The 14,858-nt window shown below is 69.7% G+C and carries 14 protein-coding genes and 1 pseudogene; 5 read left to right on the forward strand and 10 right to left on the reverse strand.

Going from position 1 to position 14,858, the window contains the following annotated elements:
• Window positions 1–116 precede the first annotated feature (116 nt).
• The 4 genes from ACFPZ3_RS36675 to ACFPZ3_RS36690 are packed head-to-tail and all read right to left on the reverse strand — an operon-like array spanning window position 117 to window position 3,868.
• Window positions 117–704 carry a GTP-binding protein gene (locus ACFPZ3_RS36675; protein ID WP_379518916.1) on the reverse strand — a complete coding sequence of 196 codons (588 nt, stop codon included), beginning with the start codon at window positions 702–704 and terminating at the stop codon, window positions 117–119.
• Window positions 685–1,062 (reverse strand): DUF742 domain-containing protein, encoded by a 378-nt coding sequence (locus ACFPZ3_RS36680; protein ID WP_379518917.1) that lies wholly within the window; start codon window positions 1,060–1,062, stop codon window positions 685–687. Before ACFPZ3_RS36680 ends, ACFPZ3_RS36675 begins: the two co-directional genes overlap by 20 nt.
• Entirely contained in the window at window positions 1,059–1,478 is a 420-nt protein-coding gene (locus ACFPZ3_RS36685) for a roadblock/LC7 domain-containing protein (protein ID WP_379518918.1), read from the reverse strand. Before ACFPZ3_RS36685 ends, ACFPZ3_RS36680 begins: the two co-directional genes overlap by 4 nt.
• Window positions 1,475–3,868, reverse strand: coding sequence for a sensor histidine kinase (locus ACFPZ3_RS36690; protein ID WP_379518919.1), 2,394 nt, complete (start codon window positions 3,866–3,868; stop codon window positions 1,475–1,477). Before ACFPZ3_RS36690 ends, ACFPZ3_RS36685 begins: the two co-directional genes overlap by 4 nt.
• Window positions 3,869–4,062: 194 nt before the next feature.
• Between ACFPZ3_RS36690 and ACFPZ3_RS36695 the strand changes: the two genes are divergently transcribed.
• Window positions 4,063–5,097: a terpene synthase family protein gene (locus ACFPZ3_RS36695; protein WP_379518920.1), complete on the forward strand. Its 1,035-nt coding sequence runs from the start codon at window positions 4,063–4,065 to the stop codon at window positions 5,095–5,097.
• Here the strand turns inward: ACFPZ3_RS36695 and ACFPZ3_RS36700 are convergent.
• Together ACFPZ3_RS36700 and ACFPZ3_RS36705 are read right to left on the reverse strand one after the other, a co-directional pair.
• Window positions 5,094–6,632, reverse strand: a complete 1,539-nt coding sequence (locus ACFPZ3_RS36700; protein ID WP_379518921.1) for a prenyltransferase/squalene oxidase repeat-containing protein — start codon at window positions 6,630–6,632, stop codon at window positions 5,094–5,096. The two genes, ACFPZ3_RS36695 and ACFPZ3_RS36700, sit on opposite strands and share 4 nt — an antisense overlap.
• Window positions 6,629–7,930 carry a cytochrome P450 gene (locus ACFPZ3_RS36705; protein WP_379518922.1) on the reverse strand — a complete coding sequence of 434 codons (1,302 nt, stop codon included), beginning with the start codon at window positions 7,928–7,930 and terminating at the stop codon, window positions 6,629–6,631. The genes ACFPZ3_RS36700 and ACFPZ3_RS36705 overlap by 4 nt, the downstream gene beginning before the upstream one ends.
• A 433-nt stretch (window positions 7,931–8,363) precedes the next feature.
• On the opposite strand from ACFPZ3_RS36705, the gene ACFPZ3_RS36710 reads away from it, so the two are divergent.
• Window positions 8,364–9,374 carry a polyprenyl synthetase family protein gene (locus ACFPZ3_RS36710; RefSeq protein ID WP_379518923.1) on the forward strand — a complete coding sequence of 337 codons (1,011 nt, stop codon included), beginning with the start codon at window positions 8,364–8,366 and terminating at the stop codon, window positions 9,372–9,374.
• On the opposite strand, the gene ACFPZ3_RS36715 is transcribed toward ACFPZ3_RS36710, so the two are convergent.
• Entirely contained in the window at window positions 9,278–9,946 is a 669-nt protein-coding gene (locus tag ACFPZ3_RS36715) for an alpha/beta hydrolase (protein WP_379518924.1), read from the reverse strand. The two genes, ACFPZ3_RS36710 and ACFPZ3_RS36715, sit on opposite strands and share 97 nt — an antisense overlap.
• Before the next feature lie 36 nt (window positions 9,947–9,982).
• Here ACFPZ3_RS36715 and ACFPZ3_RS36720 point away from each other — a divergent pair, with 36 nt between their 5' ends.
• Window positions 9,983–10,912, forward strand: coding sequence for an aldo/keto reductase (locus ACFPZ3_RS36720; protein ID WP_379518925.1), 930 nt, complete (start codon window positions 9,983–9,985; stop codon window positions 10,910–10,912).
• A gap of 217 nt (window positions 10,913–11,129) precedes the next feature.
• Here ACFPZ3_RS36720 and ACFPZ3_RS36725 read toward each other — a convergent pair.
• Window positions 11,130–11,441, reverse strand: a pseudogene (locus ACFPZ3_RS36725) (STAS domain-containing protein); the annotation flags it as partial.
• A 163-nt stretch (window positions 11,442–11,604) separates the two neighbouring features.
• Here ACFPZ3_RS36725 and ACFPZ3_RS36730 point away from each other — a divergent pair.
• Window positions 11,605–12,039: a helix-turn-helix domain-containing protein gene (locus tag ACFPZ3_RS36730; protein WP_379518926.1), complete on the forward strand. Its 435-nt coding sequence runs from the start codon at window positions 11,605–11,607 to the stop codon at window positions 12,037–12,039.
• Between the two features lie 53 nt (window positions 12,040–12,092).
• Here ACFPZ3_RS36730 and ACFPZ3_RS36735 read toward each other — a convergent pair whose 3' ends face one another.
• Together ACFPZ3_RS36735 and ACFPZ3_RS36740 are read right to left on the reverse strand one after the other, a co-directional pair.
• Window positions 12,093–13,604 carry an MFS transporter gene (locus ACFPZ3_RS36735; protein ID WP_379518927.1) on the reverse strand — a complete coding sequence of 504 codons (1,512 nt, stop codon included), beginning with the start codon at window positions 13,602–13,604 and terminating at the stop codon, window positions 12,093–12,095.
• Complete coding sequence (locus ACFPZ3_RS36740; RefSeq protein WP_379518928.1) at window positions 13,601–14,176, reverse strand: TetR/AcrR family transcriptional regulator; 576 nt, start codon at window positions 14,174–14,176, stop codon at window positions 13,601–13,603. Before ACFPZ3_RS36740 ends, ACFPZ3_RS36735 begins: the two co-directional genes overlap by 4 nt.
• Window positions 14,177–14,373: 197 nt before the next feature.
• On the opposite strand from ACFPZ3_RS36740, the gene ACFPZ3_RS36745 reads away from it, so the two are divergent.
• On the forward strand, window positions 14,374–14,841 hold the full coding sequence (locus tag ACFPZ3_RS36745) for a helix-turn-helix domain-containing protein (RefSeq protein WP_379518929.1): 468 nt from the start codon (window positions 14,374–14,376) through the stop codon (window positions 14,839–14,841).
• Window positions 14,842–14,858: the final 17 nt, after the last annotated feature.

Below are 14,858 nucleotides of genomic sequence, written 5' to 3' on the forward strand. Positions count from 1 at the left end.
ACGAACACACAGCCGCTCGGGCGGCCTCCCGCCGGCCCACCCGGCAACGGGCGGGAGCTCCGGGGATCGGGGCGGAGCCTCGATCCCCTGTAAGTACGACCGCGCTTTTGGGCTCCTTAGCTGCCGACCGGTTCCGCGCGGAGGCGGGCCGAGTGTTTGACGAGGCTGATCAGGACCTCACGGCTCGATTCGCGTTTCCTGGCGTCGCACATGATGATCGGAACCGAGGGGCTGAGCTGGAGGGCGAGGCGTACCTCGTCCAGCTCGAACGAAGGCGACCCCTCGAAACAGTTGACCGCCACCACGAACGGCGTACCGCGCCGCTCGAAGTAGTCCACCGACGGAAAGCAGTCCGCCAGGCGTCGTGTGTCGGCCAGGATGACGGCGCCCAGGGAGCCTTCGGCCAGTTCGTCCCACACGAACCAGAATCGTTCCTGGCCAGGCGTGCCGAACAGGTACAGGACGTAGTCGTTGCCGAGGGTGATCCGGCCGAAGTCCATCGCCACGGTGGTGGTCCGTTTGGCCTCCACCGAGGTGAGGTCGTCGACGCCGATGCCGCGGTCGGTCAGTACCTCCTCCGTGCGCAGCGGCCGGGTCTCGGAGACAGCGCCCACCATCGTCGTCTTGCCCGCGCCGAACCCGCCGGCGACCAGGATCTTGATCGCCGTGGGCAGGCGCGGACGCTCAGAGCGAACGAAGGCCATCGAGCACCGCCCTGTACATCTTCATGTCGTGCATGTCCACCTCGGATCGTGGTTCCTGGGCAGAGACGAGTTCGCGGTCGAACAGATCGCCGAGCAGCACCCGGATCGTGCCGGCCGGCAGATCCAGGTACGCGGCTATCTCGGCCACGGACTTGGGTTCGCGGCAGAGCTGGAGGATCCGCAGATGCTCGGGGTCCAGCCCGGCGTCGGGCCCCGGCGGCGGACCGACCGCCAGCGCCATGGAGATCAGGTCGAACCGGCCGTGGGCAGGCTGGGTACGGCCACGGGTCACGACATAGGGCCGGATGATCTCCGGATCCAGCCAGTGCTCGTCCGTGGGCTCGTCCCCGCCTCTCACCAGTCGCTCCTGGCGATGGCCTCGGCGTTGCGGGCGCCGGAGGTGAGGTATTGGCCGACCCGGGCGACCAGCATCGCCATCTCGTACGCCACCAGCCCGATGTCGGCGTTCTGGGCGCACAGGACGGCGAGGCAGGCGCGTTCGCCGGCCGTGGTCACGATGAGGAACTGGTTCTTCCACTCCACGACCGTCTGCCGCACCGAACCGCCGGAGATGTGCTCCGAGATGCCCTTGGCCAGGCTCTGCAGGCCGGAGGCGACGGCGGACAGGTGCTCGCCGTCGGTCCGCTGCAACTCCGCGGAGGTAGCCATCAGCAGGCCGTCGGACGACAACACGATGGCGTGGTCGGCCTCCTTGACGCGGCCGACGAGGTCGTCGAGCAGCCAATTGAGGTCGGTGCCGGATGTGGGGCTCATGCCTCACCTCCTGGTTGCTGCTCATCCATCATCTTGGCGGCTTGGGTCCGGCCAAGACGGGTGCCTGACTGGAGGGATCCCATCATCGCGCGGATCTCCTCCGGCGAGCGCTCGTCATCGTCCTCCTCGGGATCGGGCTGCGTGGGAGTGTCGTCACGCAGGGCTGGCGCCAGGTTGGCCTGGGGCACGCGCAAGGGCAGCCCCGACGGTGTGAACTCGGCCACAGACTGCTGCTCCGGTTCGGCCGGCTTTTCTGTTCCTGGTTCTGGGGCGGGCATGGGCTGGCGCTGGGGCAGAGGCTGGGCCTGGGGCCGGGGCTTGGCGACAGGCGTCGGCGCGGAGGCCGGAGGGGGCGTGGGGTCCGGGCTGGGGGCGGGGACCGCGGTGGGGCGCGCGGGCTTGAGCGTGCGCACGTTCTCCCCGGTGGCCGGCCGCGTCGCCGTCGCCACCGCCGTCTGCCTGCGCGGCAGCCGCTCCCGCCGCCGCTCGCCGTCCTGCGGCTCGGGCGTGGGGTCGAGCTGGACGAGCTCCTGCGGCAGCAGCACCACGACGGTCGTGCCACCGTACGGGGACGCCTTGAGCACCACCTGGATCTCGTGCCGCTGGGCGAGCTGCGAGACCACGTAGAGCCCCAGGCGGGCGGTGCCCGTGATGCGGAACTCGGGCGGCTCCGAGATGCGCTCGTTGGCCGCTTCCAGGTCCTCGGCCTTCATGCCCAGGCCGCGGTCCTCGATCTCGATCACGTACCCGTTGGCCACGAGCTGGCCGCTGACCTGCACGTTGGTGTACGGCGGCGAGAACGACACGGCGTTCTCGATCAGCTCGGCGAGCAGGTGGATGACGTCACCGACGGCCCGGCCGACGAGCACCACGTCGCCCATGGGCAGGAGCGTGACGCGCGTGTAGTCCTCGACCTCGGCCAGCGCGCCGCGGACCACGTCGACCATGGGAACCGAGCGCCGCCACGTACGGGCGGGGGAGGAGCCGGACAGGACGATGAGGTTCTCGGCGTTGCGGCGCATGCGGATGGCGAGGTGGTCGAGCCGGAAGAGCTCCTTCAGCTCCTCGGGGTCGGTCTCGCGGCGCTCCATCACGTCCAGGACGGTGAGCTGGCGGTGCACCAGGCCCTGCGTCCTCCGCGCGAGGCTGAGCAGGATGTCGCGGATGCTGCGGCGCAGCTCGGCCTGCTCGGCGGCGACGCTGATCGCGGTGCGCTGCACGGTGTTGAACGCCTGGCCCACCTGGCCGATCTCGTCGTCACCGAAGTCCAGCGCGGGCGCCTCCTTGGAGACGTTCACCTCTTCGCCGCGGCCGATGCGCGCGACGATGCCGGGCAGCCGGTCGTCGGACAGTTCGTGCGCCGCGTCGCGCAGCTTCTGCAGCTGGGACAGCAGGTCACGGGCCGTGGTGACGGACAGGATCACCGAGGCGATGACGGCCACGAGGCCGAGGCCGCCGGCCAGGACCAGCCGGGTGATGACGTTGGCGGCGACCGGCACGCTCCGGTCCACCACGCGGTCGCCCGCTTCGAGCACCATGGCGTTGAAGTCGGCCAGGAAACGATCGGTCGCCGACTTCCACTCGGCGCCGGTGAACGGCAGGTCCATGGAGTTGGGGTCATGCTCCATGACCCGCTTCTCCAGGCTCTGGAGCTGGAGGGCCGACTGGCTTCTGGCCAGCTTGTCGTAGGCGCTCTTGTCGAAGTCGGGCAGGTCGGTCACCGCCTGTTCGGCGGTGCTGCGCCAGGCGCCCACGGCCTGACCGAACTCCGCCAGCGTGGCGGGGTCCGGCTGCCCTTTGGCGAGCGCGCCGGCGAGCAGCGCGTCTTCCCTGGTGAGGAGCTCCCTGGAGCGGCTCAGGGCGAGGAGGGAGCGGACGTCTTTGGCGAGGTCCTTGTCGTCGAGCGTCGCCAGCGAGCCGTAGAGGGCGTAGATGGGGTCGATGGAGTCGTTGTAGGCGTTCGACGCCTGGACCTGGCTGAGCCGGCCCGCGTCAATGCTGCGGCGGGTCGTCTGGAGCGACTGCAGCCGCGTGAGCATGTCGGAGAGCCGTTTGTCACCCTGGTCGTCCAAAGCCCAGCCGACCACGGTGGTGGTCGCCGAATCACGGAAAGTGGCGAGAAAGCTGTCGGTCTCTTTCCGCTGGGTTTCGAGCGCTTTGCGGGATTGGACGGTCTTCTCGCTCAGCCTCACGAGCGACAGCCTGCGCTCTTTCTGCAGCGCGAAGAGCAGTGGGTCGCTGGGGCTTGATACGGCGGAGTCCAGTTGGGAGACCCACAGGAGGTTGACTCCCTCACGGAGGGTGACCCAGGCAGCGAAGACCCACAAGGCCGCGAGGGAGAGCAGCAGGGCCGTGATCTTGGTCCGCAGTCCCGTCTTGCGGAAACGCATTATAGCCACCCTGTGAATGTCATATCTCGTGCGTCAGTCACCTGACGGCAGTGAAGCTGGACATAGTATTGATCAAGGGACTCTAGCGCACAGCTAAAGAGCCTCTCAAGCGACGGTAGTCGCAGATGCCCGACTGCTTGACCAAATTAGTCAATTTTGTACCGAAATGGGTCAGAAATCGGTATCCTCGCCAAGTGGCCGACTCTACCTCCGCATATTTCACCATCCGTAATGACCTCGCTGACCAGCTTCTTGAACAGTCACATCAACTGGCCGGCGTGCCGGAGCAGGACCGCGGCCACATCCTGAAACTCGCACTTGATGCCGTCCCTGAGGTGGAGCGGCTCCTGCGCCCCTATGCCGCGCTGTTCGCGGAGGGTGACAGCACGGCCAGCCGGCTGGCCTTCAGCTGCCTGTCGGCCGCGGCCACGTTCCCTCGCGCGCCGGAGACTCAGATCGCCGATCTCGGCGCTCTGAGCTCGATCCTGTTCGGCGTCGACGACATCGCCGACAACGTCGCGGGAGACTGGACCGACCGTGACATCGTCGCCCTGTTCCGGCGGCTGTCCTCCGTCCTGTCCGGCGCGCCGATCGAGCCCGGCGCCGGGACGGAGCCCATGGAGCAGGCCATCCACGCCTGGCAGGCATGGTGCGCCCGCTTCCGTGCGTACGACGGCGCCGAGGCGTACGTGCCGAGCCTGATGGAACAGCTCGAACTCACCGGCGCGGCCATGGCTCGCGAGCGCGTCTGGGCCACGGGCGGCGAGCCCTGGCCGTCGTACGAGGAGTACATGGCCAACGCCGGCCTCACGTTCCTCTATCACACGTGGTGGCTGGCGGCTCTGGGAATCTGCCGTCCCGTCCCCGCCGACGCCGCCCACTGGCGATCCATCGGGCGGCTCACCGATCTCGGCGCGTCGTGCCTGAGGCTGGCCAACGACATCAGGACGTTCGAGCGGGAGAGGAGCGAGGGCAAGCCGAACTCGGTTCTCATTCTCGAGCGAGCCGGCATGAGCACGGAGGCGGCGGTGGAACGGGTCTCGGCGCACATCGTCGAACTCAACGCGGACTTCTCGGCGGCGATCGAGGAGTTGCCCGCCGGTCTGGAGGGCGTCGCGGAGGGGCAGCACAGGTGCGTGTCCTTCAGCGGGGGCTGGTACATGGCCAGGGACACGCACGCGTACACCGTTCGGGATCTCGCCGAGGATGCGGACGCTCATCGGATCTAGACCGCCCGCGCCCGCGTCTGCCGGATGAGGTGCGACGACGCGATCACCGCGGCGCGGGCCACGGCCTGGGGGACGTACAGGTCCTTGTCGTGCCAGAGCGGCGGGTGGTCGCTGCCGGTCGTGCGTGAGAGGTAGGTGTGACCCCGATCCGCCGCGTGAACGCGCCGCGGATCCGTGGCCCCCCGGGTCAGCAGCAGGATCTGCATCGCGTACGCGGTCTCCTCGGCCGTGCCCTCCCAGCGCCCCCAGGAGCCGTCCGGCCGCTGGGTCTCCAGCGCCCATTCGACCGCCGTGCGCACCGCCTCCTGCGAGGCCTCTCCGCCGAAGGCGTCGAGCGCCAGCGCGCAACTGACGGTGGCGTAGTACGGCGACGCGTGCCACCGGTCCGTCCAGCTCCCGTCCGGTGACTGACGCTCCCGGATCCAGGCGGCCAGTTCGGTGATGGCCTCTTCGTAGCGCGGTGCGGCGGCGGGCTTGCGACGGACGTACCCGCCGAAGGCGTCCAGCACGTGCGCGTTGACGCTGACCGAGACGCCCTGTTCGCCGGGCCAGGTGGAGAAGTGGGTGCCGGTGCGGAAGCTCCACAGGCTGTCCGGTTCGCACGGCGCGCCGAGGAGCGCCAGGGCGTAGAGCGCCACGGACGTCGTGTCGGCGTCGGCGGGCAGCCCGGCTCCCGCGGGTGTGCCGGCCGGACCGATGGCCGCCCTGAGGTCGGCGACCATCTCCGGCGGCACCTCGATGGGCACGCCCGCCCGGAGCAGCCAGCTCAGCACCCAGCCTCGCTCGAACACGGTGATGGGCAGCCCGACGGGCACGGGACCGCCGAACAACCGGACCACCGCCTCCAGATGCCCGCGAGCCTGCTCGTGCACCTCGAGCTCCCCGCGCACCCCCAGCCAGGCGGCGGTCGCCGCGGGTGAGGCGCCGACGCTGCCGATGGCCGTGGGGTGGATCCCGGGTGCGCCCGCGGCCTCTTCTGCCGCGATCTCCAAGGCGTGGAGCAGCTTCTCCGGCACCTCCATGCCGGACTTCACCCACGACCTGACAAGGTGGAGGCTGTCGTAGGTCATGGCTCCGGGCAACGAGACCGGCGCCTGGTCCGGCAAGCCCTCCAGGTGGTGATTGATGCCCGCGACAAGGGAGGGGATGATGTGCTCGATCGCCGGCATGTCGGGCAGTTCGAGCGGGTTGCCCAGCCAGGTGGCGAGCACCCGCAGGCCGCGCTCCGCCGCGTCGCGGAGGCGCTCGCGATCCGTGTCCAGGTCCTCGCGCGTCAGCGCGGAGAGGATCCCCTCGATGGCGCTCAGGGTCGGCACCACGCCGTACCCGTCGGGCGCGCCCCACGCGCCGTCCTGCCGCTGCGTGCGGATCAGGAAGTCGATGCGTTCCAGGTGGCCGGTCAGCCACGGGGCGAGGGAGACCAGCCGGCCGGTCTCGTAGACCGAGGGCGAAACCTGCCCCCACGGCCTGAGCATGAGGCTCGTGACGAGTTCGTCGGCTTCGGCGGTGATGTCCGGGGCTTCGGTGATGCTCACGCCGCATGGTTCCGTTCGATCGGGTGCAGCTGAAGGAAGAGCTTCTCCTTGGGCCGCAGGGTGGCTCCGCCCGGTACGGGCGTCAGCTTCTGCGGGTTGGTCTGCACCGGCCGGTACCTGGTCAAGAGGTTGGCGATCACCAGGGAGGCCTCGACGTAGAACAGGTGCTGGCCGAGGCAGACGTGCGGGCCCGCGCCGAAGGGGATGAACGCGTAGCGGTGCCGGCCGGTGTTCTCGCCGGCCCAGCGCTCGGGGTCGAACTCCGTCGGCCGGGGCCAGAACTCCTCCAGCCGGTGGGTGGCGTACGGGCTGATCAGCACCTGCGAGCCGGCCTTGATCGGGACACCGCCGATCTCCGTGTCCGCCACCGTCTGGCGCGGGACGATCCAGGCGTTCGGGTAGACGCGCAGGAGCTCCTGCAGCACCATGCGGAGGTAGTGCATCTCGGCGACGTGCGACGGCCGCACCGGGCCGCCGCCCACCACGCGGTCGACTTCCTCCTGAAGCCGGGCGTTGACCTCCGGGTGGTCGTGCAGCACCGACCACAGCCAGATCAGCGACATCGCCGTGGTCTCCGAGGCGGCGCCGTAGATGCTCACCAGGTCGTCGCGCACCTGTCGCAGGTCGGCCCTGCCCTCCTTCTCGAGCCTGGCCGTGAGCAGCGCCGAGACGACCTCCTTGCCGCCGTTGTTCTCGCGCTGCGCCTGCTCGATGAGGGGGTAGACGATCTCGTCGATCTTCTTCGCGGAGCGCAGGAAGGCGCGGTCGCCCGGCACCTTGATCGTGTACGGGGCGCCGGGGAAGAGCATGCGGAAGGCGATCGAGGTGGCGCACGTGGCGAACTCCGGCGCCAGCCGTTCAGCGGTGTCGCGGGAGATCCGGCCGCCGAACAGGACCTTGATGACGGCTTCGTTGACGATCGAGGTCATCTCGTGTTCCACGTCGATCGGCCGGCCCGTTCGCGAGAAGTCGTCGAGCTCGGCGACGCGCTCGGCGATGACGTCGGCCATGTCCTCGGCCAGCGAAGCCGTGTAGCGCGCGGTGAAGAGCGGCTGGAGGATCTTCCTGGCCGACGCCCAGCCCTCGTCCTCGGCGAGGATGCTCTGACCGATCAACCGCTGCAGCGGCCGCCAGAACACACCCTCGCGGACGAAATTGGACCAGTCCGTCTTGAGTACCTGCTGGACGTGGTCAGGATGCGAAATCAGGTAAGGGCGGAAAGGGCCGAGATCGAGCCGGACGACCCTTCCGGCGGCATCGGTTCCCATTCGGGCCAGCTCGGTGACGGGGTTCCTCACCAGCCGGGGTATGGCCCGGTAAGAGGGAACGACGTGGGGGCTGGTCGCGGAGGTTCCCGTGGCATGCGACATGGCGGCGATCCCCGATCCGGATGTGATGTGCAGTAGGGGGTTGACTATGCAGACATTTATGGCATTTTGCGTAAATGCTGCATGAAAGTCCGTTGTTGATCAAATGACGGATTGTGGGGGGTTTGGCACTCTTAGTCCGGCTCACCGAGCGGATCTCTCGGCGGCATCTCGTCTGGCAGGATCCGGCCCGGATGGTGCAGGGTGTGACGTTCGGGGGCGCTGGTTGCCCCTTGTGACCCCTTCGTCCCGTTGGGTGCTCGTCTCACATCACGGACATCTCCTGACATTTGTCAACCGTTGGAGTGGAGTATCACATGCTTATGCATGTAGATTCAAGATCGTACCGGGGTAGGAGTGCCAGTTGAATCTCAGTGATCCGTTGGGCGGGGCCGCCGTGGCCCGCTGTCGTGGCCTCCTCGAACCGGCGTTGCACGAGGCCGTGGCGGTGCTGCATCCGTGGGGCGCGCGGGTGGCCGCGTTCGCTCTGGGCTGGTCGGACACCGACGGAGGGCCGCGCGGCGGCGACGGCGGCAAGAGTGTGCGCCCGGCGATCGCCATGCTGAGCGCGGAGGCTGTGGGCGCCTCGGCTGAGTCCGCGCTGCCCGGGGCGGTGGCGGTGGAGTTGGTGCACGCCTTCTCGCTGGCGCACGACGACATCATGGACCGCGACGAGTTGCGCAGGCACCGGCCCTCCCTCTGGAAGGCGTACGGCGTGGGGCCCGCGCTGCTGGCCGGGGACGCGCTCCTCGCCCTGGCCGTCAGCCAGCTCGCCGGCCGGCCGGAGGCGATGCCGTACCTGTCGGCCGCCCTCATCGAGCTCGTCCAGGGCCAGAGCGCCGACATGGCCTTCGAGAACCGCCCCTGGCACGGCCCCGACGCGGTCACCATTGAGGAGTACGCCGAGATGGCCGCGGGCAAGACCGGCGGCCTGCTGGGCGCGGCCGCGGCGGCGGGCGTGGCCCTCGGCGGCGCGCCCGAGCTCGCCGACCGCATGTGGACCATGGGCCGCGACCTCGGGGTGGCCTTCCAGATCGCCGATGACATGCTCGGCATCTGGGGCGACCCGGCCGTCACCGGCAAACCGGTCTTCAGTGACCTGCGACGCGACAAGAAGACGATCCCGGTGCTCGCCGCCCTCGCCGCAGGCGGTGCCGCCGCCCGCGAGCTGTCCGCCGTCCTGGCCTCGGGCGCGACGGACGAGGAGTCCGTACGGCAAGCCGCCCACCTCGTCGAGGAGGCCGGCGGCCGGACCAGGGCCAAAGAACTGGCGGACCGCTACGTGGCCTCGGCGCTCGGCGTCATCGACGAGTGCCTGCCGGAGGCCGCCGATCTGCGGGCCCTGTGCGACTCCCTGGTGAACCGGGTCAACTGACCGGGCGGGCGCCGATCGCGGACATGAGCAGGGGATAGGCCCGGTGCAGCTCCCGCTGCCAGAAAGTGTGACTGTGCCCGCCGGCCGCCCGCCCGGTAGCGGGCTTCGAGCAGCGGCAGCAACTCCTTGAGGTGGTAGGTCTCCCAGCGCGGCGGGCCGCCCGCGCCGCCGTTCCACCAGTCGGAGTAGCTGCCGCACCGGCCGCCGTCCGGCATCACGACGAGCACGCCCGTGTCGCTGGTGAGCGCCTCGACGTCCGTCCTGGTGGTCCAGGAGGTGTGGTCGTCGAGCCCGCCGTGCGACAACCAGAGCACCGGCCAGTCCGTACGCGACTCCCAGCCCCGGGGGAGCAGCAGGCGCACCTTCGTGGTGGCGGCGAGCGCGTCCGACCTGATCGTCAGCTCCATCCTGCGCTCGTCGAGCCGCCGCTCGTCCACGATTTCGGTCATCGAGGTACGGGGTTCCGGCTCGGCCTGTTCCTCGCCGCCCGGCAGCCCGAGCGCCACTCCCGCCAGGCACAGCCCGCCGGCTACTACTGCGCCGACCAGGCATCCACGTAATCGGGGCCGCATAGCGCCTCCCAGATCGGGTGTGCGGATAATAGCGGGATGAGATCAATAGCCACCACGGACCTGTCCGTTTTCCCGATATCGCTCGGCACCAACGTCTTCGGCTGGACGGCGGACAAGGAGACCTCGTTCGCGGTCCTGGACGCCTACGTCGAGGGCGGCGGCAACTTCATCGACACGGCGGACGTCTACCCGTACTGGGCGACCGGGGAGTCCACCTCCGAGGCGATCATCGGTGAGTGGATCGCCGACCGGCGCAACCGTGACTCGCTGGTGCTGGCCACCAAGGTCGGCATGCTGGAGGGGCTGAAGGGGCTGGCCCCGGGGACGATCAGGACGGCGGTCGAGGACTCGCTGCGGCGGCTCCGTACCGACTACATCGACCTCTACTGGGCGCACGTGGACGATCACGACACGCCGCTGGTGGAGTCGCTGGCCACGTTCGACGCGCTCGTGCAGGAGGGCAAGATCCGGCAGGTCGGGGCCTCCAACTACGGGGCCGCCCGGCTGGCGGAGGCGCTCAAGGTCTCCGAGGAGGAGGGGCTGGTGCGGTATGTGGCGTTGCAGCAGCCGTACAACCTGGTCGAGCGTGACTACGAGGGTGAGCTGCGGGAGGTCGTGGCCCGAGAGGGGTTGTCCAGCACGCCGTACTTCGGGCTGGCGCGCGGGTTCCTGACCGGCAAGTACACGCCCGGGGCGAGCGTGGACAGCCCTCGGGCGGGCAAGGCGGCGGAATACCTCGAGACCGAGCGCGGGCCGAGGACGCTGGAGGCGCTGGCGAAGGTGGCGGGGGAGCAGGAGGTCGCGCCGGCCTCGGTGGCGCTGGCCTGGCTCGCCGCCCAGCCGACGGTCACGGCGCCGATCGCGAGCGCGCGGAACGTGGAGCAGTTGCGTCCGCTGATGGAGGCGGCGGCGCTGACGCTGAGCGCCGAGGAGCTGGCGCTCCTGGAGGAGGCATCCCGCCCCTGACCTCGCGCCCTTCTGATCTTGAGCGCTTTCGGCCTTGTGCCCTTCCGGCCTTGAGCGCTACCGGTTTTGTGCCTTGTGCCTTTCGCCGCCGCGCCTGGCGCGGCGGCGAGCAGGTCCTACCGGCGGGGAATCAGGCGGCGAGGCCCTGCCGGCGGCACCACTCCTTGACGCTTCCGGCCTCGCGCTCGGCCGCCTGGCTCCAGTGCGGGTCGGCCGCGATCGCGTCCTGGACGGAGGCGTGGGAGGCGAACACGGCGGTGAGCCCGGTGATCTTGAAGATGCGCGAGATCCGGTCCGTGGTCATCACGAGGGCCAGCGATCCGTCATGCGTGCGGAGCCGCTTGAGCCCGCCGACCAGGACGCCCAGGCCGGTCGAGTCGAGGAACTCCACCGCGCTCAGATCGACGACGAGATGCACCACGCCCTTGGCCGCCAGACTCACCACCTGCTCACGCAGCTTGGGAGCGGTGAACACGTCGACCTCGCCGGCGACCTTCAGGACGGCGCAGTCTCCAGCCGGCCCGACCATCTCGATGACGATGTCCTGCATGCGGTGCCTCACCATCAGTCGTGTCATTGACTACATTGACGGGGAACTCTGTAGATTTACAGTAGTGCTGCGATCGCCTTCCCGTCAATGGATGGCTGTCGGTGTCATCGTGCAGAATGACAGCCGTGCTAAGAGGTGACGGATGCGGGTAGAACAGGCCATCGGCCAGCAGATTGCGCGTTTGCGGGCAGAACGCCGGATGTCGCTGACCGAGCTGGGCGAGGCGCTGGGCCGCTATCTGGACAGGCCATGGAGTCGTCAGGCCGTCCACCAGGCCGAGCGCGGTCAGCGGGCCTTCACCGCCGCCGAGTTGACCGCCCTCGCCCTGTGCCTCGACACCTCGGTCCAGGCGCTGTTCCGTGCGGAGAACGACCGGATCGAGCTGCCGGGCGGGGCCGTCTCACCGGAGGACTACCGGGGGATCCTGCTGAGCCGGGAGCCCGACATGCCGCTCGACGGGGTGGAGGAGCTGATCGTCGCCCTGCACGACATCGGCGAGGTCCTCTCCCGCCCCGCCCTGGCCCGCCTGGCCCGAATCGGCCGCGTGGCCGACCAGGTCGCGGGCCCGGAACGCTGACCCTTCAGCCGTGGTGGCCGATTGACGACGCGTCGAGGGTTCGCGGCGTGCCGTCAGTGGTCGGCTGAGGACACGTCGAGGGTTCGCGGCGTGAGTAGCCACACCGCCACCGCGCCCGCCAGCATCAGCACGGCCCCGGCCGCGCTGGTCACGACCAGCGAGTCGGTGAACGCCATCCGCGCCTCCTCGGCGAGCCGCCCGCCCGCCGCCCCCAGCTCCCCGGCCACGTCGAGCGCCCCGCCCAGAGATTCCCGTACGGCACCGGCGCCCGGCCCCTCGTAGGCCAGTTCCCTCCGGTAGATGGCGGCCGCGACACTGCCCAGGACGGCCACGCCGAGTGCGCCGCCCAGCTCGTAACTGGTCTCCTCGATGGCCGCCGCACTGCCCGACTTCGCGGGCGGCGAACCCGACATGATCGCGGCCGAGGCGATCGCCAGCGAGCCGTTCCCCAGACCGATCAGCGCCAGCGCGATCGCCACCGGCCAGTAGCCCAGCGGGCCCGGCACCACGTACAGGAGCAGGAACGCCACCCCGGTCACGGCCAGCCCGCCGGCCAGCACCGTGCGCGCGCCGATGCGGGCCGCCAGCCCAGGGGCGAGCGGCGAGGCGATGATCGCCCCCAGGGCGGCGGGCAGCAGCCGTACGCCGGTCTCCAGTGGACCGTAGCCCTGCACGAGCTGCATCCACTGCGCGAGCAGCAGCAACACCGCGGCCATAGCGATCGACGTGGTCAGCGCCGTCACCACCCCGGCGGAGAAAGGCGCGCTGCGGAACAGCCGGATCTCCAGCAGCGGATCCGGCCTGCGCAGGCACCGCGCCACGAACCAGCCCAGCGCCACCACCGCCACCACGGTTGCCACCAAGGCGCCGGGGGAGGTGAGGCCGTGCTTGCCGAAAGTCTTGACGGCGTACAGCAGGGCCGCCATGCCGGCTATCGACAACACCGTGCCCAGCGCGTCCCACCGGCCTGATCGCGGGTTCCTGGACTCCGGCAGCAGGAACAGTCCAGCGGCGATCGCGATCACCATGACCGGCACGTTCACCAGGAACGCCGAGTGCCAGCTGAAGTGCTCCAGCAGGAACCCCGCCACGATCGGCCCCAGCGCCGCCCCGACCGCGGCCATCGCCGACCACACGCCCAGCGCCCTGGCGCGCTCGCCCGGATCGGTGAACAGGTTCCGGATCATGGACAGCGTGGACGGCATGATCATCGCACCACCGACGCCGAGCAGCGCCCGTACCGCGATCACCTCCAGCGCGCTGCCGGTCACCAGCACCGCCATCGAGGCCAGCCCGAACACCGCGAACCCGGTCATCAGCATCCGCTTGCGACCCCACCGGTCGCCCAGCGCGCTCACCGTCACCAGCAACCCGGACAACACCAGCGCGTACGCGTCCACCATCCACAGCAGCTCGACCGAGTCGGGCCGCAGGTCCTGGGAGATGGCAGGGAGGGCCACGTTCAGGACGGTCATGTCCATGACCACGAGCAGCACGCTGGCCGACAACACGGCCAGCCCCGCCCACCGTCTCCTCGCCGAGACGGGCGTCGCGGTCGTCGTCATCGTGCTCCCTCCCTCGGGGCGGCGCCGTCCAGGAACGTGCTGAGGAACAGCCGGGGCACGTCCCTGCGGGCGACGTCCCCGCGCCGTAGGCTCTCCCGGACGGTCACCATCAGGCCGTACACGGTGTTGCTGATCCAGCGGGCCGGCAGGTCGGCACGCAGCAGCCCCGCGTGTTGGGCGGCGGTATAGAAGGCGATCTCGCGCTCCTCCAGTTCGTCGGCGCGGCGCTTCAGCTCGGGATGCACGGCCAGGGCGTAGTCGGTCAGCCCGAACCCGTACTCGTCGGCCACCTCGATCAGCCCGGCCAGCAGCGCGCTCATGGCCCTTCCGATCGCCTCCGGATCGCTGGACCCTGTCGCCTCCGCGATTCCGCTGCTCGCCTGCGCCTGGGCCCACTGTTCGTGGGCGCGGTGGCCGAGGGCGATCATCAGCTCGTCGCGGTTGCTGAAGTGCCGGTGGAGTGTGGCTCTGCTGATCCCCACGGCCTCCGCCAGCTGTGCCATGGAGGCGGCCGGGTTCTCGTTGAGGTGCTGTATCGCTGCCTTCATGATCTGTTCGCGGGTTGCTGCCATTCACACACCTACGTATCATTTGAGACATTTACGTCTCACATGCTACAACTCCGACTCGCCAGGCAGTCCCACCGGGCCCCCATCCGGTCGTGACGCCCTGTCCGGTCGTGACACCCCCGCCTGGCACCAGGAACGCCACCCCGAGCATGCGTGTGACGACAGAGCGGGGCTTGGCAGGAGGCTCTCGCTTTGCCGGCATGGCGGGTCGCAGTGGGGTCTGTGGTGCGAGCTGTGGTGATCGGGGGCGCACCCTGGACGCGGCAGAGGGGTTGTTCGCGGGCGGCGGCTACGAGGCCACCCCGACCGCGGTCATCGCCCGGCGCGCGACGGCGCCCAAAGGGCTGATCTTCCGCTACTTCCCACACAAGATCGACGTCCTGGTCGCCCTCGTGGACGAGCGCACGCTGGTCGAGGAGAGCAGGGAGATCGACGGGGTGCCCGGCGCCCCCGCGGGAACACGGGGTGCCCGGCGATCCGGTGGGAACGTGGGGTGCCCGGCGATCCGGTGGGAACGTGGGGTGCCCGGCGATCCGGTGGGAATGTTGTCCGGCTGGCACGCGGCCTGCTATCGCGGGCCTCACCCGCGATGCGGCGCATCCTGTTCCGCGAGGCCGACACGCACCGTTCGGTCAAGGAACGGCTCGGCTGTCTCGACGGCGAACTGATCAGACGCGCCAGATTC

Source organism: Nonomuraea insulae, assembly GCF_042656245.1.